Annotated in this window: 19 protein-coding genes and 1 pseudogene; 9 read left to right on the top strand and 11 right to left on the bottom strand. The window is 58.0% G+C overall.

The features are described from left to right. The first annotated feature begins 6 nt into the window (after positions 1–6). Both QE408_RS13230 and QE408_RS13225 read left to right on the top strand, forming a co-directional pair. On the top strand, positions 7–795 hold the full coding sequence (locus QE408_RS13230; RefSeq protein WP_306931815.1) for an SDR family oxidoreductase: 789 nt from the start codon (positions 7–9) through the stop codon (positions 793–795). Between the two features lie 85 nt (positions 796–880). Further along, positions 881–1,084 (top strand): hypothetical protein, encoded by a 204-nt coding sequence (locus tag QE408_RS13225; RefSeq protein WP_306931812.1) that lies wholly within the window; start codon positions 881–883, stop codon positions 1,082–1,084. Between the two features lie 3 nt (positions 1,085–1,087). On the opposite strand, the gene blaOXA is transcribed toward QE408_RS13225, so the two are convergent. Continuing rightward, the gene (blaOXA, locus tag QE408_RS13220; RefSeq protein WP_373465581.1) at positions 1,088–1,852 is read right to left on the bottom strand and encodes a class D beta-lactamase; all 765 of its coding nucleotides are present in this window, start codon (positions 1,850–1,852) and stop codon (positions 1,088–1,090) included. Between the two features lie 200 nt (positions 1,853–2,052). On the opposite strand from blaOXA, the gene QE408_RS13215 reads away from it, so the two are divergent. The 4 genes from QE408_RS13215 to QE408_RS13200 all read left to right on the top strand — a co-directional run bounded on the left by QE408_RS13215 (position 2,053) and on the right by QE408_RS13200 (position 5,750). Continuing rightward, positions 2,053–2,937 (top strand): LysR family transcriptional regulator, encoded by an 885-nt coding sequence (locus QE408_RS13215; RefSeq protein WP_306931808.1) that lies wholly within the window; start codon positions 2,053–2,055, stop codon positions 2,935–2,937. A gap of 151 nt (positions 2,938–3,088) precedes the next feature. Beyond that, entirely contained in the window at positions 3,089–4,381 is a 1,293-nt protein-coding gene (locus tag QE408_RS13210) for an Hsp70 family protein (protein ID WP_306931807.1), read from the top strand. Positions 4,382–4,536: 155 nt separating this feature from the next. After that, complete coding sequence (locus tag QE408_RS13205) at positions 4,537–5,412, top strand: uracil-DNA glycosylase (RefSeq protein ID WP_306934795.1); 876 nt, start codon at positions 4,537–4,539, stop codon at positions 5,410–5,412. Between the two features lie 149 nt (positions 5,413–5,561). Further along, positions 5,562–5,750: a hypothetical protein gene (locus tag QE408_RS13200; RefSeq protein WP_306931805.1), complete on the top strand. Its 189-nt coding sequence runs from the start codon at positions 5,562–5,564 to the stop codon at positions 5,748–5,750. A gap of 203 nt (positions 5,751–5,953) precedes the next feature. Here QE408_RS13200 and QE408_RS13195 read toward each other — a convergent pair whose 3' ends face one another. Both QE408_RS13195 and QE408_RS13190 read right to left on the bottom strand, forming a co-directional pair. Next, on the bottom strand, positions 5,954–6,817 hold the full coding sequence (locus QE408_RS13195; RefSeq protein ID WP_306931804.1) for a hypothetical protein: 864 nt from the start codon (positions 6,815–6,817) through the stop codon (positions 5,954–5,956). A 222-nt stretch (positions 6,818–7,039) separates the two neighbouring features. After that, positions 7,040–7,978: a DMT family transporter gene (locus QE408_RS13190; protein ID WP_306931803.1), complete on the bottom strand. Its 939-nt coding sequence runs from the start codon at positions 7,976–7,978 to the stop codon at positions 7,040–7,042. A gap of 425 nt (positions 7,979–8,403) precedes the next feature. On the opposite strand from QE408_RS13190, the gene pepN reads away from it, so the two are divergent. From pepN to QE408_RS13175, 3 genes are all read left to right on the top strand, one after another. Continuing rightward, on the top strand, positions 8,404–11,052 hold the full coding sequence (gene pepN / locus QE408_RS13185) for an aminopeptidase N (protein WP_306931802.1): 2,649 nt from the start codon (positions 8,404–8,406) through the stop codon (positions 11,050–11,052). A gap of 120 nt (positions 11,053–11,172) precedes the next feature. Beyond that, the gene (locus QE408_RS13180; protein ID WP_306931800.1) at positions 11,173–11,481 is read left to right on the top strand and encodes a carboxymuconolactone decarboxylase family protein; all 309 of its coding nucleotides are present in this window, start codon (positions 11,173–11,175) and stop codon (positions 11,479–11,481) included. Positions 11,482–11,657: 176 nt separating this feature from the next. Further along, on the top strand, positions 11,658–14,054 hold the full coding sequence (locus QE408_RS13175) for a PAS domain-containing sensor histidine kinase (protein WP_306931799.1): 2,397 nt from the start codon (positions 11,658–11,660) through the stop codon (positions 14,052–14,054). Positions 14,055–14,114: 60 nt separating this feature from the next. Here the strand turns inward: QE408_RS13175 and QE408_RS13170 are convergent, their stop codons facing one another. The 8 genes and pseudogenes from QE408_RS13170 to QE408_RS13135 all read right to left on the bottom strand — a co-directional run bounded on the left by QE408_RS13170 (position 14,115) and on the right by QE408_RS13135 (position 24,917). Then, a complete protein-coding gene (locus QE408_RS13170; RefSeq protein WP_306931797.1) occupies positions 14,115–15,230 on the bottom strand; it encodes a metallophosphoesterase in 1,116 nt (371 codons plus the stop codon). 260 nt (positions 15,231–15,490) lie between these two features. Then, positions 15,491–18,442: a bifunctional [glutamine synthetase] adenylyltransferase/[glutamine synthetase]-adenylyl-L-tyrosine phosphorylase gene (locus QE408_RS13165; RefSeq protein ID WP_306931795.1), complete on the bottom strand. Its 2,952-nt coding sequence runs from the start codon at positions 18,440–18,442 to the stop codon at positions 15,491–15,493. 180 nt (positions 18,443–18,622) lie between these two features. After that, positions 18,623–19,114, bottom strand: coding sequence for a hypothetical protein (locus QE408_RS13160; RefSeq protein WP_306931793.1), 492 nt, complete (start codon positions 19,112–19,114; stop codon positions 18,623–18,625). Between the two features lie 193 nt (positions 19,115–19,307). Next, positions 19,308–20,724, bottom strand: a pseudogene (locus tag QE408_RS13155) (sensor histidine kinase). A gap of 2 nt (positions 20,725–20,726) precedes the next feature. Continuing rightward, positions 20,727–21,425: a response regulator transcription factor gene (locus QE408_RS13150; protein ID WP_306934794.1), complete on the bottom strand. Its 699-nt coding sequence runs from the start codon at positions 21,423–21,425 to the stop codon at positions 20,727–20,729. 286 nt (positions 21,426–21,711) lie between these two features. Then, positions 21,712–23,262 carry a Do family serine endopeptidase gene (locus QE408_RS13145; protein WP_306931791.1) on the bottom strand — a complete coding sequence of 517 codons (1,551 nt, stop codon included), beginning with the start codon at positions 23,260–23,262 and terminating at the stop codon, positions 21,712–21,714. A 214-nt stretch (positions 23,263–23,476) separates the two neighbouring features. Continuing rightward, complete coding sequence (locus QE408_RS13140) at positions 23,477–24,247, bottom strand: amino acid ABC transporter ATP-binding protein (RefSeq protein WP_306931789.1); 771 nt, start codon at positions 24,245–24,247, stop codon at positions 23,477–23,479. A gap of 7 nt (positions 24,248–24,254) precedes the next feature. Next, a complete protein-coding gene (locus QE408_RS13135; RefSeq protein ID WP_306934793.1) occupies positions 24,255–24,917 on the bottom strand; it encodes an amino acid ABC transporter permease in 663 nt (220 codons plus the stop codon). Between the last annotated feature and the right edge of the window lie 39 nt (positions 24,918–24,956).

Here is a 24,956-nt window from a genome sequence, read left to right as displayed (position 1 = left end):
ACCGTCATGGATTTGGGTATTTCCGGCAAGCGCGCATTGGTTCTGGCCTCGTCTCGCGGCCTCGGTCTCGGCATCGCGACGGCGCTGGCAAAAGAAGGCGTCAACGTGCTCATGGTCGGACGCAGCGGCGAAAAGCTGGACGCCAACGCCAAGGCGATTAACGCGCTCGGCAAGGGCAAGGCGGATTGGGTCTGGGGCGATCTCGGCGAAGAAAACTTCGTGCCATCCATGATCGAAGCGGTGAAGACGAAGCTTGGCGGCATCGACATTCTCGTCAACAACACAGGCGGCCCGACACCGGGTCTGGCGCAGGACATCACCCCCGAAAAGCTGGATACGTTCTTTCAATCCATGGTGTTACGGGTCATCACCCTGACCAACGCACTCGTGCCAAAGATGAAGGAGCAAGGCTGGGGCCGCATTCTGACCGTAGCCTCGTCCGGCGTGTTCGAGCCCATTCCAAATCTCGCGCTCTCCAACACGCTGCGCGGCGCGCTTGTCGGCTTCAATAAGACACTGTCCAGTGAAGTCGCGGGTTTCGGCATCACCGCCAACATGCTGCTGCCCGGACGCATCCACACCGATCGCATTGATGAACTGGACGGCGCAAACGCTAAACGCCTTGGTAAGAGCATGGACGAGGTTCGCGAGGCCTCGGTCAAGAGCATACCCGCGGGTAGGCTTGGTACGGTGGAAGAATTCGCTGCCGCAGGCGCGTTCCTGTGCTCTCAGCCGGCCAGCTATATTACCGGCACCATGCTGCATGTGGATGGTGGAGCGGCAAAGTCGATCTGATCTTGCAGATCGGCTTGATGTAACGCTTTGAACAGGGAGCCTTTCCGGATACCATTCGGGAAGGCTTTGATTTTGGGAGAAGACCATGCAGGCACTTCGCACGATTTTAAGCATACTCGGCGTTCTAATCGTGCTGATCGGTCTGATCTGGATTGGCCAGGGCAGCGGCTATTTCCCCTATCCCGCCTCCAGTTTCATGATCAATCAAAGCCCGTGGATGCTGCGCGGCGCGCTGGTAGCACTCGGTGGCATCATCCTGATCGTCGTCGCACGCCGAGCGCTTCGCTGATCGTTATTTGACGAGCTTCGGCAGGTCGGCGATCAGCGCATCGCGAGTCGCGAAACTGATAGGCTCTTGGCTTTTCCAATCCTCGATTTTGAGGCTGGCGAACACGACCTTGCGTTCTCCCTTCTGCGCCCAACCGACGAACCAGCCGAGCCACCAGTCGCCATCATAGGTGTTGGCCTTGGTGCGCATGCGCCCCGATCCCGTCTTGCCGTGAACCTGCCATCCGTCTGCCGCTGAAAATAGCGGGATGACGGCTTCCGTTTTCGCAATCGCCTCCTTGGAGACGGGCAGTTTTCCGGTGACGAAGCGACGCACGAAGTCTACCTGTTGATCGCCAGAAATCTTCAGCGATGACATCAGCCAGGATTCCGTGAGGCCATCCGTCTGTCCAGCAACCCCGCGGACGTCGGCATTGCCATAAGAGAAGCGCTGAACATAGTCAGCAAACTTGGCCTTGCCCAATCGACGGGTGATTTCCTGCGAATACCAGACGATGGAATCCCGCTCCCAGATCGTCGGATCGACAGATTTCTGTTCGCGCTTCGGTCTTTTCCATTCCGTCTTGTAGTTCCACCGCGGATTGGTCGCATCCTTGAGAATTCCCGCATCATAACCCATGACAGCGAGCGGGATTTTGAAACTGGATTGCGGAGCGAAAGCCTTGTCGCACGTGCCGTCGCGGTGCAGAACAGTCCCGCTTTCGGCGTCCAGAACGACGGTGCAATGCAGCTTTTCAGCCGCTTTGGCTTCCATCGAAGAAAATCCCATGACCAACAGCGATGCGATGAAAGCCGCTGTTCGTTTCTTCGTTTTCACCATCGAAAGATGCATGGCTATCTCCTCTATGCGTCAATTCTAAAGTTTCGATGGAAGAGAATTACGGTGGTTTGCCTCAGCGGGACAAATGATGATATCTGGCTCCAGCCATGAATTAAACTTGGCCTTCCCGCTACTCTGGACACGATCCTATGGTTCGCCCTCACCTTCCGCTCAACGCGCTGCGCGCCTTTGAAGCCGCGGCCCGACACCTGAGTTTCACCCGTGCGGCCATCGAGCTTTGCGTGACGCAGACCGCGATCAGCCATCAGGTCAAATTACTGGAGGACCGCCTTGGTGCGGCGCTCTTCAAACGTCTGCCGCGGGGTTTGATGATCACCGATGAGGGGTTGGCGCTTTTGCCGACGCTTCGCGATTCCTTCGACCGCATGGCCGATATCCTGCAGCGTTTTGAGGATGGGCATCTTCAGGAAGTGCTCAGCGTCGGTGCGGTCGGGACGTTTGCCGTCGGCTGGCTGCTCCCTCGCCTCACTGAGTTCCAGGACCTTTATCCCTTCATCGATATCCGCCTCTCCACCAACAACAACCGCGTCGATATCGCTGCAGAAGGCCTCGACTTCGCGATCCGCTTCGGCAACGGCGCCTGGCACGACACCGAGGCGGAAGAGTTGTTTTCCGCACCACTCTCTGCGCTCTGCATCCCGTCAATCGCCACGCGCCTCAAAACCCCTCACGACGTCACGCAGCAGACGTTGCTGCGCTCCTACCGTGCCGACGAATGGCCGGACTGGTTTTCCGAGGCCGGCGTTCCCGCGCCTCGACTGAAGGGTATCGTCTTCGACTCCTCAGTGCCCATGGTCGAAGCGGCCCTTCAGGGGGCTGGCATCGCGCTTGCTCCACCCCTGATGTTTCAACGTCATCTCTCCTCGGGCGATCTTGTCCAACCGTTTCCGGTCTATGTGTCAAAGGGCTGTTACTGGCTGACGAGGCTGAAGTCGCGCGCCGTCACCAATGCCATGGCCACCTTTGCCGCATGGCTGAAAGACAAGGCTGCGGGAATGAAGGAGCACGCGTGAAAAAACTACCGGGGGCGCTTGCCATTCATAATTCGCTGTGCCATCACGCGCCCTCTTCAAAATAGGCGGGCGCGGTTGCGCGCCTTTTATCGCCCGGATGCTCGCATTCATCCCGGGACTGCTTTCTCTTTGGCTCATAAGGATATTCGTCATGACACGGACACTCGGGCTTGATTTTGGCACGACCAACACAGTTATGGCGCTGTCCGAAACTGGCAGCAGCAGCCACTCGATGCGCTTCACTTCCAGTGCCGGAACGACAGACAGCATGCGTACCGCCCTCTCCTTCATGAAGGACAAGGGGCTGGGTGCAGCAGCGCTTCATGTCGAGGCAGGCCAGGCTGCCATCCAGCAATTCATCGAGAACGCTGGCGAGTGCCGCTTCCTGCAATCGATCAAGACATTCGCCGCCTCTTCGCTGTTCCAAGGCACGCTGATCTATGCCAAGCGCCAGAGCTTCGAAGATCTGATGGAGGTGTTTCTGCGCAAGTTGAAGACCTATGCAGGCGATGAATGGAAGGACGATGTATCGACTGTGATCGCCGGTCGCCCCGTGCGTTTCGCCGGCTCCAATCCCGATGAAGCACTGGCGCTTGCCCGCTACAATGAAGCACTTACGCGCTCGGGCTTTCCTGAAATCCATTATGTCTATGAGCCGGTGGCAGCGGCCTATTACTTCGCGCAGAGCTTGAAGACGGATGCCAATGTCCTGGTGGCGGATTTCGGCGGCGGCACCACCGACTACTCGCTGATCCGCTTCGAAACGCATGGCGGCAAGCTTTCCGCAACGCCCATCGGCCATTCGGGCGTTGGCGTTGCGGGCGATCATTTCGACTTCCGCATGATCGACAATCTGGTTTCGCCGGAAATCGGCAAGGGCAGCAAGTTCAAGAGCTTCGACAAGGTTCTGGATGTACCATCCGGCTACTACGTCAATTTCGGTCGCTGGAATCAGCTGTCGATCTTCAAGACTTCCAGAGAGTTTTCCGATCTGAAGTCGCTGCTGCGCTCGGCGCTTGAACCGGAAAAGCTAGAGCTCTTCGTTGAACTGGTCGAGCATGATGAGGGATACCCCCTCTACCAGGCAATCTCTGCCACCAAGATGGCGCTTTCGTCCCAGAAAGAGGCAGAGTTCAACTTCTCGCCGCTTGGCGCGGCAGGTAAGAAGATGGTCAAGCGGTCCGACTTCGATCAATGGATTGCCGACGATCTCGCCAAGATCGAAGAGGCACTGGACGAGGTTCTGACAAAGACAAACACGGCTCCTCAAGCCATCGACAAGGTCTTCCTGACGGGCGGCACCTCGTTCGTTCCTGCCGTGCGGCAGCTCTTCACTCGCCGTTTCGATGCCGACAAGATCGAAAGCGGCGGCGAACTTCTTTCCATCGCCCATGGTCTGGCGATGATTGGCGAAAGCGGCGACATTGCGCGCTGGACGGCGTAAGGACCGTTTAGCGAGAGCAGGTTTTCGCCAGACCAAAGGCGGTGGGCGAAGGGCATATCCAACGAGACGGTAGAGCCCGCCCCCGTGGTCCTGCCGGGACAATCTCCCGGTAGAACCGCTTCCATTTCACAAGGAAACGCTCTAGTTTGCGGCCCATGATCTCGGCACAGGACCTTTCCCCGGCAGAACTGGCTGCACTTCTGCATTTCCATGCAGATGCTGGCGTCGACTGGTTGCTGGAAGACGAGCCACTGGACCGCTTTGCCGAGTTTGCAGCAAGCCGTCAGGCGCGTGCGCCACAAAGAAGCAGCGAACCGCAACAGCCTGAGGCGCGAAGCGCGCCGCAGCAGGCTTCACCCTCTGCGCGGCAATCTACTCGCGCACCCGCGCCTGCTCCTGCGGCGGCGGTCAACGTTGCACTGCCTGACGATCAGGCGATCGCTTCGGCACGTTTCGCGGCCGAAAGCGCGCGGTCTCTTGCCGAATTGAAGACTGCGCTGGAAAGTTTCAACGGCTGCAATCTGAAAAACAGTGCCCGCAACACGGTGTTTGCCGAAGGCAACCCCTCCTCCGGCATCATGGTCATCGGCCCGATGCCGGATGCCGATGACGATCGGGAAGGCACTCCGTTTACCGGAAAGACCGGACTCCTTCTCGACCGCATGCTGGCGGCGATCGGGCTTGATCGCACCAAGCTGATGCTGACCAATGTCGTCCCTTGGCGTCCGCCGGGCAACCGCTCGCCGTCGGGTCCGGAGATGGAAATCTGCCGTCCTTTCATCGAGCGACAGATCGCTCTGGCCGAGCCGAAAGCACTGTTGCTTCTCGGCAACTTTACAGCGCGTTTTTTCTTTGGCGGCTCTGGAACGATCCATACGCTCCGGGGGCAGTGGCGTGATGTCGCAGTTGGCGCAGAGAAAGCCCCTGCTATTGCAACGCTGCACCCGCAAGAGCTTTTAAATGCCCCGGCAAGTAAGTCGTTGGCTTGGAACGATTTATTGGCTTTTAAGGCGTGTTTGCGCGATTTATGAATGCTTCCTTTTTGATCATTGTAAACGGATTATGAAAAAAGCCATGCAAATGGCGCATAACAGCGACGCATTAGGCCGGGTTGCCGAATCTATGCCGCACTGCGATAAGAACCATGTCTTGGGAGGAAAAGGTTTAAGGAACCAAGGCAATGACCACTCGCTACCGTCCGGTTCATTCCGGCTTTGAAACGCTTCGACTTGCTGGCCTCGGCCCACGCTCCAGTCAGGGCTATCACCGTTTCGGTGTAACAAACGAACAGTTGACTGCACGCGCTTCGACACAGCAGGTACGCGCGACCCGTCCTTCGGCGGTTTTTGCAGATTTTCGCGAACGCTGAGACGACACTGGTGCGGCCTTGTCCGCACATGCTGCATGAATTGCCATGCTGATGAGGCGCCTTTCATCTGGAAGGCGCTTTTTGCATTTTCAGACGAGAGCTTCGCAAAACAGCCTGGCCGGTGGGACATTAAGTCTGCGCGTCGGGTGGACGTTGACTCGTGGTCCCTTGTCGGCGACCGCCGTTCTGCGAGCCTTAATCCTCTACCTAGCCACGTTCAGCTGGCCCCGAAGCAATGATTTCGCTTCAAGGAACGCGTCTTCCACGTGCTTGAGCTTCCTCGCTTGCCAGCCGCAATACTCGCAAAGAAAGTCGCGGGACAGCCACATGGCGCTGCGTGGCGTATCGTCCATCCACCCAACGCTGCCTTGTTCAGCAGCTTTGTTCAAAAGCCGTTGCAGATGCGTGCGCGACATCATGAAGGTGGCCGCCAGCGCTCGGACATCGACATAGCCGATATCGATCCGCTCATTCTCCGTATCCCGAACACGGGTAACGATCTCGTCCATGACCAGACCGCCAGCTTCCACCCATTGAAAAAGCCCGACGCGCTCCGGCGGCTCAGTCCAATGTTGATCCGCAAGACAGGCGCGCGCTGCCGCAGGTTGGGCATGTTCAACGATCTGAGGATAGGCCATCAGCGTGGCAGCGCGGTTTCCGTTATCCATTCCGTCAATGGCAGAGAGGTTTGCCAAGTACCAGTTGAAAATTCCCTGCTCGCTGATCTGCGTGGCGCGATAGCGCTTGGGTCTCGTCGCGGCAGAACGGTTCGCCTTCTCGATGTAGCGATAGATCTCAAGCTGATCGAGATAATTCTGTACCGTGTTGCGGCTGGCAACGCCGGTAGAGATCACCATCTCACGCAATTGGGCGACGGTGAAACCTTGGGCACGCTGCTCGGCGCTGAGCGCCATCGCCATCTGTGTGAGAAGCCATTTCTGGTGCGCAGACAGCAGGCGCGCAAGGCGGGGGTTCTCATCGAAACGCCCACGCAATACCCGCGCCAAATGTTGAATGGCGCCCAAAAGACCGGGATGAGCAACGAGTTCATCGTAAGTAAAGCTCATCGGCGGGGCTCCGCCATCAATAATTCTGCGGCACGTCTCTCAAAAAGAAAAAGAGGACGCCTGACATTTCTCTCGCCGCGCTGCCCAATTTTTTCTGGCTTGAAATCCCAACGCAAGATGCATCACCCAATACCCACAACCTATAAGGTACATAACACATTTCTGCGTCAGACCATGAAGTTTTCTTAAAATTCACAGGTGTTTATTCACAGGTAGACGAAATCAACCGGATGGTGTTGAGGCCTTGCGCGCTGCTTTACGCTGAAGCCCCAACTGGTGCTCGCGGAAGATGATGAAGATACCTGCTGAAATGACGATGCTGGTTCCGAGCAGCATCGTGAAGGTCGGCACATCGCCGAAAAGAATATAGGAAACACCAATGCCAAGCAGGATCGAACTATATTCGAAGGGTGCGATCGTCGATACTTCCGCGTGACGGTAGCTTTCTGTCAGCAGAATTTGGGCTATACCGCCAGCGATGCCTGCGGAAACCAAAAGAACGGCCTGCTGCATACTCAACCATTCCCAACCGAACGGCATACTCAAGGCTGAAATCAGCGTGCCCGTCAGCGAGAAATACAGCACGATCGTCGGCGTGCGTTCTGTCACGACCAATTGGCGCACTTGGACCATCGCCAATCCACCGAGCACTGCACCAAACAGGACTGCCAGAGCGCCAATGCTTTCGCCTGCCTCGAGCCCGCCATTCTGCAACAGCGTCATCTTCGGCCACAGGATGATGACAACCCCCATCATGCCGACAACGACCGCTGACCAGCGGTAGATACGCACCGTTTCGTTCAGCATCAGGGCGGCAAAGACCACGGACATCAACGGTGAGGCATACCCGATTGCGATGAATTCCGGCAGCGGCAGCAAGGTCAGGCCATAGAAGCCGCACATCATCGACAGAATGCCCAGAAAGCCGCGCTTGAAGTGGCCGAACAGATTGCTCGTGTGGAAAGCACGTGTGAGGCTGCGAAGCCAGGCCAGATAGAGAATGATCGGAAGGATGGCAAAAGCCGAGCGGAAGAAGGTGATCTGTCCCGCAGGAACATCCGGTCCGGCGGCTTTGATGCAGGTCTGCATGACGAGAAAGAATGCGACGGATGTGAGTTTGAGGAGAATGCCCCTCACGGGACTGTATGTGTCTGCACTCATGGGAACTTGCGATCGGGATTTGCAGACGCGGTGCCCGCAGATTGGAGTTTGACCCGAGCGCACCGCACAGCAGATCGACTTTGACGCCATTAGATCACGCAGGCCAACGGAGGTAAACCGATTCGGCGGGGTTGGCCGGTCGGTCCTGTCGATTGAGAGTGACGATGGATCCCAAAGCGCGATTGATTTTCGAGATATTCTCTTTCTGCGTGTTGGCAACTTCAGTAATCGTTCAACATTTCATGAAATCATACGCTGATGGGAAGTGCGCAGATGCGGATTAAAGCTTCTTTCTGGCAGTACTTCAGGGACTCATGTCCCCCGCCTCTCCATGATGGTGACGCGTATCGACAAGTTTACTTTCACCCATCATGTCCGCATGATGGTTAGGCAGCGGCAAAAGCAAGGTTCATTCGGGAATAGTTATGCGAACAGATACGGGTCAGATTGTTCAGTTGGCGGATTATCGCCCAACGGATTTCGTGCTTGAACGGGTTGACCTCACATTCGAACTGGACCCACAAAATACCAAGGTAGAAGCGCGGCTGATCTTTCACCGCCGCGAGGGCGCGGACAAGGCTTCGCCGCTTATCCTCGATGGCGACGAGCTGACGCTTTCGAGCCTGCTTCTCGACCAGATCGAGATACCTAAGACGCAATATGACGTCACGCCAGAACGACTGACCATTCGCGATCTGCCGGAAGAGGCCCCCTTCGAGATCTGCGTGACCAATTATATCAATCCGGAAAGCAACACCCAGTTGATGGGTCTTTACCGCACCAACGGCGTCTACTGCACGCAGTGCGAGGCCGAAGGTTTCCGCCGCATTACCTATTTTCCAGACCGTCCCGACGTGCTGGCACCCTACACGATCACCATCATCGCGGCCAAGGAAGGCAATCCGCTCCTCCTGTCGAACGGCAATTTCCTTGGCGGCGGCAATTACGACGAAGGCCGCCATTTCGCTGCCTGGTTCGATCCGCATCCGAAGCCGAGCTATCTCTTCGCGCTCGTTGCCGGTGACCTTGGTGTTGTCGAGGACAGCTTCACCACGATGTCCGGTCGCGAGGTGGCGCTGAAGATTTATGTCGAGCATGGCAAGGAGCCGCGCGCGACCTACGCGATGGACGCGCTGAAACGCTCCATGAAGTGGGACGAAGAACGCTTTGGCCGGGAATACGATCTCGACATCTTCATGATCGTCGCCGTGTCCGACTTCAACATGGGCGCGATGGAGAACAAGGGCCTCAACGTCTTCAACGACAAATATGTTCTGGCCGATCCGGAAACTGCCACCGACGCCGACTATGCCAATATAGAGCGCATTATCGCGCACGAGTATTTCCACAACTGGACGGGCAACCGCATTACCTGCCGCGACTGGTTTCAGCTCTGCCTCAAGGAAGGCCTGACCGTCTACCGCGACCAGGAATTTTCCTCCGACATGCGTTCGCGGGCGGTCAAGCGTATCGCCGATGTCCGCCACTTGAAGTCTGAGCAGTTTCCCGAAGATGGCGGTCCGCTGGCCCATCCTCCCCGTCCCGACAAATATCGCGAAATCAACAACTTCTATACGACCACGGTCTATGAGAAGGGTGCCGAAATCACCGGCATGATCGCAACAATCCTGGGAGAAGACGGCTTCCGCAAGGGAACCGACCTCTATTTCGAGCGTCATGACGGCGATGCGGCGACGGTTGAAGATTTCGTCAAGTGCTTCGAAGACGCGACTGGACGCGATCTGACCCAGTTCTTCCGCTGGTATATCCAGGCCGGAACGCCGCTCGTCAGCGCCTCCACCTCTTATGATGCAGCAAAGGCGACCTTCACGCTGTCGCTGGAACAGACGGTTGCACCGACGCCCGGCCAGAGCCGCAAGCAGCCGCTGCACATTCCGCTTTCGACCGCACTCATTCTGGATAACGGCCAGCTCGCCACGCCGAGCAAGGTTGAAGGCGGCGAGTTCAAGGACGGTGTCCTGCATCTGACGGAACGCAGCCAGAGCTTCACCTTCTCCGGCATTTCGTCGCGCCCGGTTCTATCGATCAACCGCGGTTTCTCTGCCCCAATCAATCTGCATCTGGAGCAATCGTCAGACGACCTGATCCAGATCGCCCGTCACGAGACCGACCTCTTCTCGCGCTGGCAGGCCCTGACAGCCCTTGCCCTGCCCAACCTGATTGCGGCAACGCAGGCCGTCCGGTCCGGCAACGAGGTCAGCGTCGATCCGGCCTTCATCTCGACGCTGATCGAGATCGCCGGCAATGATGAGTTCGAACCAGCCTTCCGTGCCCAGGCGCTGGCGCTGCCGAGCGAAGCGGATGTGGCCCGCGAGATGGGCAAGGATAATGATCCCGACGCCATTCACAAAGCGCGCAACGCTGTTATGGGTGCGGTCGCGAAAGCCGGCATCGAAACCTTCAAGCGCCTCTTCTCAAGCTTCGAAGAAAAACGCGATTATTCGCCGGATGCCGCAAGTGCCGGAGGCCGTTCTCTGCGCAATATCGCAATGAGCTATCTGTCCTATGCGGAAGAGACGCCCGACCGCGCCGCGCAGACCTTTGCCAATGCTTCGAACATGACTGACCTCGCGCATTCTCTGAGCGTCTTGACCCAGCGGTTCCCGGACTCCGCCGAAGCGTCCGAGGCGCTGGCGGCGTTCGAAACGCGCTTTGCCGATAATGCTCTGGTGATGGACAAGTGGTTTGCGCTTCAGGCCGCTATTCCGGGAGACGGCGCCCTAGCACGCATCACGTCCCTGATGGCGTCCAAGCACTTCATCGCCACCAATCCAAACCGCGTCCGCTCGCTGATCGGCACCTTCGCCTTCGGCAACCCAACGGGCTTCAATCGTGCGGATGGCAAGGCTTACGACTTCCTGGCCGAGCAGATCATATCCATCGACAAGCGCAATCCGCAACTCGCAGCACGCATTTTGACCTCCATGCGCTCTTGGCGATCGCTCGAGGCGGTTCGCGCCGATCATGCGCGTGCTGCCCTCGGCACGATCGAGCGTAGCGCGGGGCTCTCAACCGACGTGCGCGACATTGTCGAACGTATGCTGAAGGGCTGACAGGGCCCGCTACTCTATGAGAAAAGGCCGGGCTTCCGGCCTTTTCTTGTTTTAGATCAAGAACAGGTTCCCGCTCTTCTCGTAAATTTGCCCGATCGATCGGCACAGAGAAGACGCGACATGACAATCAGCCCGGCATTCCAGAGCTTCAGCAAGGAAGCACCAAGCCACTACACAGCATGGCTTGAAGGAGTTGCAGGACTTGGCAAGGCTTCAGCGCTCGATGCCAGAACCCAGAGCCTCGTCTATATCGGCATTCTCGCAGCCGCGCGGCTGGAGAGCGGTCTTGCCTTTCATGTTCAGGAAGCCAAGGCCCATGGCGCATCGCGGGACGAGATCGTCAGCGCCGTTCTTGCAGGTCTGCCTGCGGTCGGAAACTGCGTGGTGCAGGCCCTGCCGATCGCGCTTGAGGCCTTTGACCACAACTGACGTAACGGCAGCCAAAACAGCATTGTCGGGCGCTCGAAAAAAAAGCGCGAGTCGGTTCAAAGGGTTAAAAATCTTTTAACTTTCATCTCTGGACAAGGCGAATCGGCTTTGATTCATTAGGCGCAGATTCGAGCGGCGGCGCTTCGAATTTACACGAGGGACATCAAGGCGGGACAATGACGAACGTGCGGCGGGCGACTGCGGGCGATGAGCGACCCTATGCCAGATTTGCTGAAATGACGGCGTTGGCTTACAGGGCGGCGGAGAGCTTCTCCTCAGCCGGAAACCTGCTCGCCATGCTGTTGCAGGCCCGCAGGCTTGAGACGCTGCTCAAGCGTCTTATCCCCATTCTCATTCTCGCTTTCCTGGTCGTCATCGCAGCATCGCGCATGTTCGGTATCACCGCGGAATATGAGCGCATGGAAAATGCGGCACGGCAGACGACAGCGCTTTCCGCATTGACGGCACGCGCAGCACTTTCCGGCGTCGAGGCTCTGGCTGCCACGCAGGACCGCGCTGCCGTCGAACGTCGCCTTAATCAATCTTTCCCGGCTGGCAGCATGGATGACGATACCGTCGTGCTGGTGGCGGGAATGAATGGCCGCATCTTTGGCGGCGTCGGCCTTCACGCGGCATCCTATGTGGGGACATCGCTGACCACCCTGCTTCCAGAGATCGCGATTGTTCGCCGCTTCCCCGGTGCGCCCGGAACGATCGAAACGGATATCGATAATACGCCGCATTACGCCACGATGCTGCCGCTTGGATCCGATGGCGGCATGATCATCACTGCCCGTTCCTTGCAGCCCATGCGCGCCTTCTGGCGCAGCGAAGTGGCGATGAACGTCACCCTCTTCGCTGGCATTTCCTCCATCCTGCTGGTTATTCTCTATGCCTATTACATGCAGGTAAAGCGGGCGCGTACCGCTGACGAAGTGTTTGTCGAATCCAACCTTCGCGTCGAGACGGCCCTGTCTCGTGGCCGCTGTGGCCTGTGGGACTTCGATCTGTCGACACGGCGCATGTTCTGGTCCACGTCGCTTTATGAAATTCTCGGCCTGCCGCCGCGCACCGAGCCGCTCTCCTTCAGCGATGCGGCACGCATGATGCATTCCGAAGATGGAAATCTCTACGAACTCGCACGCTCGGTGGGCTGCGGCGAGTTGCGCCAGATCGATCAGATTTTCCGCATGCGCCATACCCATGGGCATTACGTCTGGCTGCGCGCCCGTGCACAGGTGATCCACACGGGGAACGGCCCGCGTGTCATCGGCATCGCCATGGATGTGACGGAGCAGCACCGCTTGGCACAACGTTATGCGGAGGCCGATCAACGCCTCGCAGAAGCCATCGAATGCACATCGGAAGCTTTCGTCCTGTGGGACAAGAACGATCGCCTTGTGATGTGCAACACGCATTTCCAGCAGGCCTATGGTCTGCCCGACAGCGCACTGGTGCCCGGCACGGAACGTTCGGTCGTTTACAGCGCCGCCGCACGTCCGATCGTCGAGCGCCGTGTGGCAGACTCCGATCAGTCGGGACTATCGCGCACCACGGAAGTGCAGCTTGCCGATGAGCGCTGGCTGCAGATCACCGAACGCCGTACCCGCGATGGCGGTCTTGTCTCCGTCGGTACGGACATTACGCTTCTGAAGCGCCACCAGGACCGACTGCGCGAATCCGAGCGCCGCCTGATGGCAACGATTGGCGATCTTTCCGCCTCCCGCCACAAGCTCGAGCGGCAGAAGACCGAGCTTTCGGACGCGAATGCCCTCTATCAGGCGGAAAAGGAGCGCGCCGAAGCGGCCAACAAGGCGAAGTCCGAATTCCTCGCCAATATGAGCCATGAGTTGCGCACGCCACTCAACGCCATTCTCGGCTTTTCCGAAATTCTGGTGGCTGAAATGTTCGGCCCGGTCGGCTCGCCTAAATACAGCGAGTATGCCCGCGACATCCATGATAGCGGCCAACACCTGCTCAACGTCATCAACGACATTCTCGACATGTCGAAGATCGAAGCAGGCCATATGCGCATCAACCGCGAGAGGGTCGATCTTGCGCCGTTGGTGGAAGAAACCTTGCGCCTGACGGCCATCCAGGCCGCGCAAAAGAACATCACTATTCAGCAGCGCCTGTGCAGAAATATGCATATGAACGGCGACCGCCGCGCCATGAAGCAAATCATGCTCAACCTGCTGTCCAACGCAGTCAAGTTCACCGACGACGGCGGCCGCGTCGAGCTTCGCACCCATGTGCACGAGAACGGCTTGATGCTGACGATTGCCGATACCGGCATCGGTATCCCGACTGCCGCCATCAACAAGATCGGCCAGCCGTTTGAGCAGGTACAGAGCCAATATGCCAAGAGCAAAGGTGGCTCTGGCCTCGGTCTTGCCATCTCCCGCTCGCTGGTCAGGCTCCATGGCGGCAAAATGAAAATCCGCTCCTGCGAGGGCAAGGGAACGGTGGTCACTATCCTCATTCCGCACGCCCATGTCGCCAAGGATATGCCGTATCTCGCTTATCAGGCGAGGAACAAGCTGGAGCTCCTGCGCTCTCACAAGCTGAATTGAAGACCCTCGCTCACCGCCTTTGGGATCGCAAAACCATCGCACAGTTTAGCGCAGCATGCTTTAGCGCGATAACAAAGTGATCCGGGTCAGCTCGGAGGGAATGCCGAGTCGCAGCGCAAAGCCTGGCCAGAGCGCCGTCCCGTTGTTGACGTAAAGCTTCATGCCGCCGACATCGTAGAAACCGGATACGAAGCCGTTATTAGGGCCTGCGACCACGCGGTCGAGCCCAACGACCATACCGCCATGCGTGTGGCCGGAAAGCTGAACTGCTACACCCAGTGCGGCATTGTCTGCCGCTTGACGGGGCTGGTGATCGAGCAGGATGACAGGCGCACCGGCGGGGGCGCCTCTGAGGGCCGCCGCCGTGTCATGTGCGGGAAACGCCGTTCTCGTCGATGAGAGGTCGGTGACGCCAGCGATCACGAGCTTCGCGTTGCCGCGCTTGATGACAGCGTTGCTGTTGGCAAGCGTCGTCATGTTGAGGCGCTGGTAATAGGCCATCCACTCGTCATAGCCGAAGAAATATTCGTGGTTTCCGGGAATAGTGTAAACGCCATCGCGAGCCTTAAGCTCTGCCAATGGCGCAATGTCGCTGCTTCTGGCTTCAACCTTGCCGTCGATGAGATCGCCGGTAATGACGATCAGGTCGGCATTGAGCGCATTGGTTTTCTCGACCACTGCACGCGTCCAGAAGGCAGGAAAGAGGCGGCTGATATGCAGGTCGGTGAGTTGCACGATCTGATAGCCATCGAAAGCTGGATCAAGCCCTGGGACAGCAATCTCGATGTCCTTCAGTGGCGGAACACGGACCGCCTGGCTGACGGCGAAGGCGGAGAGAGCCAGAGCAACAGCCGCCATCCCGTAACGGACACCGGAAGGCACCAGCGGGAAGTGCCCCTTGAACAGCATCAGGATCACCGACACCACATCCAGAGCAATCTGGAAGACGGCGAGCAGCAGCATGAAGCCGAAGAGCAGGTTGAAGCAGATGATCAGTGGTCTTGGAAACTCAGGCGAGAAGACCGAGCCGGACGAGAGGCGACTGAAGAGGTGATATTGCGAAGCGGCAAGAAACAACAGCGTAAGGGCAAGCTTCAAAGGCCAAACCCAGGGCAGTGGCTGGATGAAGCGGACAGCGACCACCAGCCATGGAATTCCGAAAATAACGTGAAACATCAAGACGCTCTCGTTTTAGCTTTCGCCTCAGAGCGCCGCGCGTCTTTTCGGACGCACTAAGGACGCTCTATCTCTTTAAATCTACGCATCGTACGTTTCCGAAAATCGATTTCGATTTTCGGGCCGATGCTGTAGGTGGGGATGCCGCCTCGATCAATCCAGCCCGGGAAGATCCTTTCTATTGCCGCGAGGACGACCCGTGCGCTTGGTCGCACGATGGATGCGTAATCCTCCTCGCGCTAATGATGATGTGTCGAATGTCAGGAATCGCTTTTGGGGGAGACCAGTGCTGAAAAGGTCTTACGGACCGCTTTCGACAGCCGCTTCACCTCGCCTTCCAGCGTCGCAACATCCGGGCAGTCACCTGCCCTGCAGACGAGATCAATCAAGCCCGCAGGCGCCTGTTTCGGATCGAAATCCGTATCGATGCAGAGCCTTATGATCTGCGACAGTTCGGTGAAGAGCCGCATGGCTTCGATACAATCATCATGCGCCTGCGGTTCCATCGCTTCGGAGGCCATGCGCTTGAGTGCATCGGACGTGCTCTCTCCCGGCTCATGCGAAGGCAGATCTTTTGCTGGCGCAACCAGTGCCAGATACTGGGCGATGAATTCCAGATCGACCAATCCGCCGGGAATAAGCTTGAAATCCCACAGACTTTCGGCAGGTTTCTCCTTGTCGATAAGCTGGCGCATCTCCCGCACGTCAGCAGCGACCTTGGCCACGTCTCGCTTTTGCGACAGGACCGAGGCAATGATCCGATCCGCATCGGCCATCAAGGTTGCGTCACCGCAGATCAGTCGGGCTCTGGAGAGCGCCAGATGCTCCCAGGTCCAAGCTTCTTCGCGCTGATATTTCTCGAATGTGGAGATGCGCGTCGCCACCGGACCTTTGTTGCCAGAGGGTCTGAGGCGCATATCGACCTCATAGAGCACGCCCTCGGCCGTCGGCGCGGAGAGTGCTGCGATCAATCGCTGGGTCACGCGGGTGAAGTAGCGCACCGCGTCGAGCGGCTTGGTGCCATCGGATTCGCCAGCCTCGTCGTCATAATCATAAAGCAGAATGAGATCGACATCGGAGCCGGCAGTCAGTTCAAAGGAGCCGAGCTTCCCCATGCCGATGACGGCGACGCGTCCGCCCGGATAGGATCCATGTGCCGTCGCCATTTCGGCCAGCATGGCATTCAAGGCTGCTTCGATCACGAGATCGGCAAGGTGGGTGAAAGCGCGGCCCGCCACCTCGCCAATGATTGCACCAGTCAATAAACGGACACCGATCAGGAAGCGTTGTTCGGCAGCGAAAATCCGAAGCCGGTCGAGAATGTCCTCGTAATGGCGCGCAGGCGAGAGAAAACCCTTCATGCGCTGGGAGAGATAATCGCGCGTCGGGATCTCGGTCATCAGCGCCGGGTCAAGCATGCCGTCGAAGACATGCGGTCGTGCCGCGATGATTTCTGCCAGTCGTGGGGCTGACGACATGATCGTAACCAACAGAGACAGGAGCGCTGGATTATTACCCAGAAGTGAGAACAGTTGGATGCCAGCTGGCAGCCCGGACAGGAAGTTGTCGAAGCGGAGCAGTGCCTCGTCGGCCCGCTTGCTCTCGCCAAAGGCTTTCAGCAGGTCCGGCGTCAACTCTGTCAGTCTCTCGCGCGCCTCGACAGATTGCGTCGCGCGGTAGCGGCCATTGTGCCAGGTGCGGATCACCCGCGACATGTCTTCAGGACGCTCGAAACCAAGTCTTTCCAATGTCTTCAGTGTATCAGGGTCATCCTTCTGACCGGTAAAGACAAGGTTGCCGCTCTCGCCGGAGAGCCGCGTTTCCTGTTCGAAGAGAGCGGAATATTTGCGCTCCACCAGCCGCAGAACGTCTTCCAGCTTTTCGGAGAAGGCTTTGGTGTCAGCAAAGCCGAGCATGAAGGCGATGCGCTTTAGTTCGGCTTCGGTATCCGGCAGGATATGCGTCTGCTCGTCGCGCACCATCTGGATGCGGTGCTCGACCTCGCGCAGGAACCAATAGGCTTCCGTCAGGCTGTCACGGGTTTCCGCATCGATCCATTTGGCATCCGTCAGCGCCGCAAGCGCTTCCTCAGTCGAGCGGACACGCAAGGGCGCCATGCGCCCGCCTGCGATCAATTGCTGCGTCTGGGCGAAGAATTCGATCTCGCGAATGCCGCCGCGTCCGAGCTTGACGTTATGCCCCTTCACCGCGATCGCGCCATGGCCCTTATGTGCATGAATTTGTCGCTTGATTGAATGGATATCGGCAATCGCGGCGTAATCGAGATATTTGCGGAAGACAAAGGGCGTCAGCTCGCGCAGGAAGCCTTCACCTGCCTTGATATCGCCGGCAACAGGCCGCGCCTTGATATAGGCTGCCCGCTCCCAGTTCTGCCCCCTGCCCTCATAGTAGAGGAGCGCGGCGTCAACCGGTATGGCAAGCGGCGTCGAGCCGGGATCGGGACGAAGGCGAAGGTCGGTTCGAAACACATAGCCGTCGGCGGTACGCTCCTGCAGGATGCGGATCAGCCGCCGCATCATGCGGCCAAAGGTTTCCAGCGCATCCAAGAGATCTGGCACGATCCCAGCTGTAGGCTCGAAGAACACGACGGCGTCGATATCGGAGGAATAATTGAGCTCACGCGCGCCGAGCTTGCCCATACCCAGCACGATGAGCCCCGAACCTTCGCTTGGAACTAGCGGGTTCTTGAGGTTGAGCTTGCCGCTATTATGGTTGGCGAGGAGCAGATGATCGATCGCCGCCGACAGCGCGGCGTCGGCGAGGTCGCTTAGCCATCGTGTCGTATCACGGGCGGTAAAGATGCGGCCGAGATCGGCCAATGCGGCGATGAAGGCCAGGCGGCGTTTGGCGACGCGCAGCCTCGTCATCACCTCTGCCTCGGTGGGAATACGCCCATCCTCATCCGGTCGCCAGCAATCGCGTGCATCACGCACCAGGGTCTCGAGGATCGTCTCGACCGGCGCGGAAATCGCCAGCGTCAACAGACCCTCATCGGACACTGCCGCATCGCGCAGGTATGGAGATAATGTGAAGGCGTGCGCAATAAATCCTTTGAGCGTACCCTCACTCGCCAGCAGATCGGCCACTGCCGGCTCGTTACACGCAATATCCTTCAAGGTGGACAGAACCGATTTCAGCTCGGTTTGCGTATAGGGACGTATCGTGTCCGGCTGAACCTCACTCAGTCGCATTCCTGCCTCCTCGTCCTCATTCCCATGTCCCGTCTACAGCATCGGCCCTAAAAATCGGAGTCGATTTTCGGAATGCATGGCGCGTCGGTTCGGAGAGGAGGATCCCTTGTGCACTTGGAGAAAACCACCGCAGACAGGGCATTGGGTCTGGGCATCGCGTCTCACCGGTCGAGATCATAGTTAGTGAAGTGTCGCGTTTGCGGGTGCAGTCTCTGCCGCCTCGCCACCGACCTGCTTGTCCACGCCTAGAATACGAAGGCTGGCCAACATTTCCAGATAGCGCGCCCGGTTGCGTCGATAATCCTTCCGCGTCGTCGTCAATGTGATTTCGACGCCGTATGTGCCTGCCACAAAGCAGGCGACGACGCAGGACCTCACTTTCCGGTCGGCCACCGACATACCGACACACTCCCGACCAATGCCTCCGTTCTGAAGCAGAAACTCCCGACCGCGCTGCTTGTAGACTCCTATTGCGCCGACCCCGTCAAAACGCGTATCGGCAAAGGGGCGCATTGCGACGAGCCTTTCGAATTGCCAGGCGGCACCGGCTAGAACAGGTCCATCCCCGTCAACGCCGACGAAGAAGAACTCTCCCTCGCTCTTATTCTGCCAATCAGCTGGGACCAGAATGGAAAAAGACCTGCCGGGCCCATAAATTTCCCGAATGACCACATCCCGCCTTCGCCTCGCGCGAAACGGCAACAGAAAAAGAAACCGAAGCGTAAAGGCAACCAGGCAGATGACGCCCAGAGCTTGCAGCCCCATGACAGCGACAACGAGATAGTCGAAAATCGAAGGTCTCCTGCCTGTTCTTCTCGGACCAACGGGACTTATCGCGAATATCGGCGCAAATCCAGCGGTGAACTCAGGGGTTTTGAGTGACGGGAAAGACCATGGAAACGGTTAGGCCCGGCGCATTTTCGTTGCCCGGATCCGTATCGGAAAGACGAAGTTCACCGCTGTGAAGCTCCATCACCGCCTCCACCAGCGAGAGACCGAGGCCCGTTCCGGGCTTGGAGCGACTTTCATCCAGTCGCACAAAGCGTTTGGTCACTTCGCCGCGCTTTTCAGCTGGAACGCCGGGGCCGGTATCGGCAACCGAGAGGATGATGCCTTCCTCGCTTCGGCCAAGCTTTACAAAGAGCCGCTTCTCACCGTCATGCCCACCCGCATATTTGATGGCATTGTCGATCAGGTTGGTCAGGGCCTGGCCGATCAGCTCGCGATTTCCCTGTATCACAAGCCCCGGTTCGATGGCCGTCGTCAGCGTCAAGCCCTCCTCTTCCGCCACGGGCTCGTAAAGCTCGGCGCTGTCCTCCGCAATAGCCGAAATATCCACATCGGTCATTTCCGCGGCGATCGAGCCGGCCTCGACACGCGAGATCATCAAAAGCGCGTTGAAGGTGCGGATCAACTGATCCGATTCGGCAATGATGCCCTCGAGCGCCGCCCGGCGCTTGTTCTCATCGCGGTCCTCCAGCGCATCGGCAGCCTTGTTGCGCAGGCGCGTCAGCGGCGTCTTCAGGTCGTGTGCAATATTATCGGAGACTTGGCGCAGGCCCTCATTCAGCTTTTCGATGCGCCCCAACATGGCATTGAGCGAGCCCGAAAGACGATCGAACTCGTCGCCTGAACGGCCTTGCGGCAGTCTCTGGGACAGATCGCCCGCCATAATCTTCTTCGTCGCAGCCGACATCCGGTCGAGCCGCCTCAGCGCGTTTTGTCCAATCGCAAACCAGATGATCAAGGCGCCGCCGCCCATGATGGCAAGGCGCCACCATCAGCGCGTTGCGCACAAGGAGCCGGAACTTCGTCGGTTCACCCAGATCGCGGCCTATGAGGATACGAAGGCCATTGTCGAGAACGAAGATATTTGCGGTCGCAAGATGTTTTACGCTGTCGCCACTTTCCGAGTATCGCTCATAGGTGAATGGAAACTCCGTCCAGCCTTCGCTGTCGAAAACGCCAGGCTGCACCGAGGCGACGTTGCCGGCAAGGATTTCGCCATTGGGGCCTGCGATGACATAGAGGCTTGCACCCGGCTGGCGGGCGCGCCGTTCCATCATCCGCAAAAGCGGATTGATGCCACCGCGTTCGTAGATGCGCTGCACGTCGTTGACTTCCTGCAACACGGCATCGCGCGTCTGCTGGTTCAAGAGGCGCTCGGACAGCGCAGTCACATAGAAGACGAGGAAGGCGGCGCAGAGTGCGAAGAGCAGAATATAGAGTGCGGAGAGACGGACAGCGGTGGAACTGAAGAGCAGGCGCAGGCGTGAAGGCATGGCTAGCCTTCATCCTTCATCATATAACCAGCACCGCGGATGGTCTTCAGCAACGGCTTGTCGAAATCCTTCTCGATCTTGGAGCGCAGGCGCGACACGTGAACGTCGATGACGTTGGTCTGGGGGTCGAAGTGATAATCCCAGACATTTTCCAATAGCATGGTGCGGGTCACCACCTGACCGGCATTCTTCATCAGATATTCCAGCAGGCGAAATTCGCGCGGCTGCAAAAGGATTTCCTTGCCATTGCGGCGCACGTCATGAGAAAGCCGGTCGAGTTCGAGATCGCCCACACGATAGATCATATCCTGCTCGGGCTTGCCCTTGCGGCGGCCAAGCACTTCGATGCGGGCAAGGAGCTCGTTGAACGCATAGGGCTTGGGCAGATAATCGTCACCACCGGCGCGAAGACCGGTCACCCGGTCATCTACCTGGCCAAGAGCGGAGAGAATGAGCACCGGGGTCTCAATGCCCTTTCTGCGCAATTCGGAAATAACCGAGAGCCCGTCGCGTCGCGGCAGCATGCGGTCGATGACCATGACGTCATAAACATTTTCGCAACCCATAAACAAGCCGCTTTCGCCATCACTGGCGTGGTCGACAACAATACCAGCTTCTCGGAACGCCTTCGTCATATAGGCGGCAGCTTCCAAATCATCTTCAATAACAAGTATCTTCATGTGGGGAACATTAACGTCCATATCATCCAGCGCACAACTGGAAAGAGGTTCGCCCGGAGCATTATGCAGATGACTTTCCATGGATTGGCTCATGAGTTCTGCCATGACGATGTCTCCTGTCTGCCTGGCCTGCCACCATTATCAGGAGCGGTGTGCCGCTCAAAGTGACCTCGGCCCAGGATGGCCGAAACCGGCCATCGGATCGCTGATCGTAAAACGCGAAGACGCCGCATGTTCGGGCAGCCTTCTCACTGTACTAAGACTAAAAACGAGAGGGGCAAAACGCCCCTCTCGCATGGTTGCTGGATCAACCCTGATCGATATCGAGGGCGATGAAGCGGCTGCCCTGCTCGGTTTCGATCTGGAACAGAGCCTTGGTGCGGCCGTCCTTCTTCGCCTGCGAGATCACCTTCTCGACATCGGCAGCGGATGCGACCTGCTGGTTGTTGACCGAGGTGATCTTTTCGCCCGTCTTCAGGCCGCGCGTTGCGGCATCGGAGTCCGGATCGACATCGGTGATGGCAAGACCTTTGCCATCTTCAGCAGGAGCCACTGTCAGGCCGAGGCTTGAGAGAGCCTTTTCGCTGGAGGACTGGCCACCACGACCGCTGTCATTCTGGCCCTGGGCACTTGCAGACGCGTCATCGCTTGCCAAATCACCCAGTGTGACGCTGACCGACTGCGACTTGCCATTGCGCCAGAGCGACAGCTCGACCTTGGTATTGGGTGCCAGCGCGCCGATGCGGCGGGACAGTTCGCGTGCATCCTTGATCGGATCGCCGTTGACCGCGGTGATAATGTCACCCTGCTTGACGCCAGCCTTGTCACCGGGAGAACCCGGCTGCGGAGCAACAACCAAGGCACCCTTGGCTTCGGAGAGGCCGAGCGATTCGGCAATGTCCTTGCTGACAGGCTGGATCTGGACGCCAAGCCAGCCGCGTTCGACCTTACCGTCCTTCATCAGATCCTGAACGACATCCTTGGCAACGGATGCGGGGATTGCAAAGGCGATACCGACATTGCCGCCGGAGGGCGAGAAGATGGCGGTATTGATGCCGACCACTTCACCATTCAGATTAAAGGCAGGGCCACCGGAGTTACCCCGGTTTACGGCCGCATCGATCTGCAGATAATCATCATAAGGGCCGGAGCCGATGTCACGGCCACGGGCAGACACGATGCCGGAGGTCACGGTACCGCCAAGACCAAACGGGTTACCGACAGCCACGACCCAGTCACCGACGCGGATTTTGCTGTCATCGGCAAACTGCACATAGGTGAACTTGCGATTGACATCGACCTTCAGGACGGCAAGGTCGGTGCGCCGATCACGGCCGATAAGCTTGGCGTCATATTCGGTGCCATCGTTGAGCACCACCGTATAGGCGGAGCCGTCATCGACGACGTGATTGTTGGTGACGATGTAACCATCTTCGGAGATGAAGAAGCCGGAGCCTTGCGCAACCGGGCGAAGCGGACCTTTGCCTTCGCGGTGGCGGTTCGGCCCACGCTTGTCTTCATTGGCACCTGGACCACCGAATTCCTTGAAGAAGCGCTTCAGCGGATGGTCGTCAGGAAGCTGGTCAAGACCGCGTCCGCCGAAGGAAAAACCGTTGCCGTCGTCGGAAACCGGCTCCACATTGGACTTGACGCGCACGGAGACTACAGCGGGAGAAACGGCGTCAACAACATTCGCAAAGCTCGGCACCTGGGGCGCATTAACCTCGACAGGTGCTGCAAAGGAACGGGCGATAGGCCCAGCGACGCCGGTGGTAAGCATCAGTGCGGCAAGACCACCTACGGCCGAAGACTTCAGAATCGTCTTCAGCGAGGAGCGTCCGTTTTGCGATTGAGACATGTGAGTACCTTTTCTCTTCATCTGACTGGAACCTCCGGAGTAAACCGGAGTAGCGGTGGATGACGAAAGATATAGGGACTCTCACCTTACAGCGAAGTGTCTATGAAATGAAAAAATAGTAAGGTTGTTTCGAGTGTGAAGGATTGAGTTATCCACGACCAGCGAAGAGGATAAGCGGTGCGCTCAGTCTGCCCTCCTCACTCTGCCTTGCTGATCAACCTCTTGTATGGAAATGCTTCAAGAAGGAGCGTGTCGCCTCCTCTCTCGGACTATCGACGACATCACGGGCAGGTCCCTCCTCGACAATCACACCATCGCGCATGAACACAATCGTATCGGCGACTTCGCGTGCGAAGGCGATCTCATGGGTGACGATGATCATGGTCATGCCTTCAGCCGCCAGATCTTTCATCACATTCAAGACTTCGGAAACCAGTTCGGGGTCAAGTGCTGATGTAGCCTCATCGAACAGCATGACCTCCGGCTCCATGGCTAGCGCACGGGCGATCGCCACGCGCTGCTTCTGGCCACCGGATAAACGCTGCGGATAAACATCCGCCTTGTCGGCCAGGCCCACCTTGGCGAGCAGGTCGCGGGCCAGCTTGGCGGCCTCCGCCTTGGGCATGTTTTTGGCCGAAACCGGTCCCTCCATGACGTTGCGAAGTACGGTCATATGGGGAAACAGGTTGAAATGCTGAAAGACCATGCCGGTACCGGACCGGAAACGCGCCTGCTCTCTGGCGGATGGCAAGCTCGTTCCTTTGCCGAAGGTAAAGCTATCCTGCCCGACCCTCACCCGACCGTCATCCGGTGTGACGAGGAGGTTGATGCAGCGCAGCAGAGTCGACTTCCCAGAACCCGACGGACCGATCAACGCGACAACGGCGCCCGGTAAGATTTTAAGGTTGATGTCACGCAACACAACCAGATCACCATACTGCTTCTTGAGTGCGCTGATTTCAATTTTGTATTGTTCCGTGGTCATGGCGCCCTCAATCACTCATCCGCAGGGATTTCTCGCTTTTCTTGACTATGGCCGTCAGCGGCACGAGCACGACAAAGTAGATGACCGCGATGATGGTGTAGACTTCCAGCGGGCGATAGGTTTCGGTCGCCGCCGATTGACCCTGGTACAGCAGGTCAGGCACCGCCAGGACGGACACCAGCGAGGTGTTCTTGAACTGGATGATGGATTGGTTCATCAGCGGCGGGATCATCTGCTTTATGGCTTGAGGAAGCACGATGCGACGCATGACCTTGCCCGGAGTCAGCCCCAGGGCAAGGCCGGCTTCCCACTGGCCCGAGTCGATTGACTGTATCCCGCCGCGAATGACCTCGGCATAGAAAGATCCCCCGTAAAGCGACAGAGTGAGGATCGATGCGGTTATGGCGCTGATTTCGATGCCTGTCAGAATGGGCAACGCATAATAGAACCATAGCAGTTGAACGAGAAGCGGCGTGCAGCGAAACAGCTCGATGTAGCCCCAGGACGCCCATCTCAGCATCTCTGAGCGAGACAGTTGAGCGAGCCCCGCAATGAGCCCCACCAGCAAACCTAGAACGACGACGGCGGCCGTGAGCCCAATCGTTACGAGCGTTCCCTGGAGCAGGAGCCAACGATAGCCCCAAAGGATGTTGAAATCCCATTGATACATCACGATCCGCTTTCATTCGAAGCAGCACCGGTATCAACC

It is taken from the genome of Agrobacterium larrymoorei (assembly GCF_030819275.1).
In the GTDB taxonomy this organism is placed as follows: domain Bacteria; phylum Pseudomonadota; class Alphaproteobacteria; order Rhizobiales; family Rhizobiaceae; genus Agrobacterium; species Agrobacterium larrymoorei_B.
Note: the sequence above shows the minus strand (reverse complement) of the source record. Positions and strands in the feature narration are given on the sequence as shown.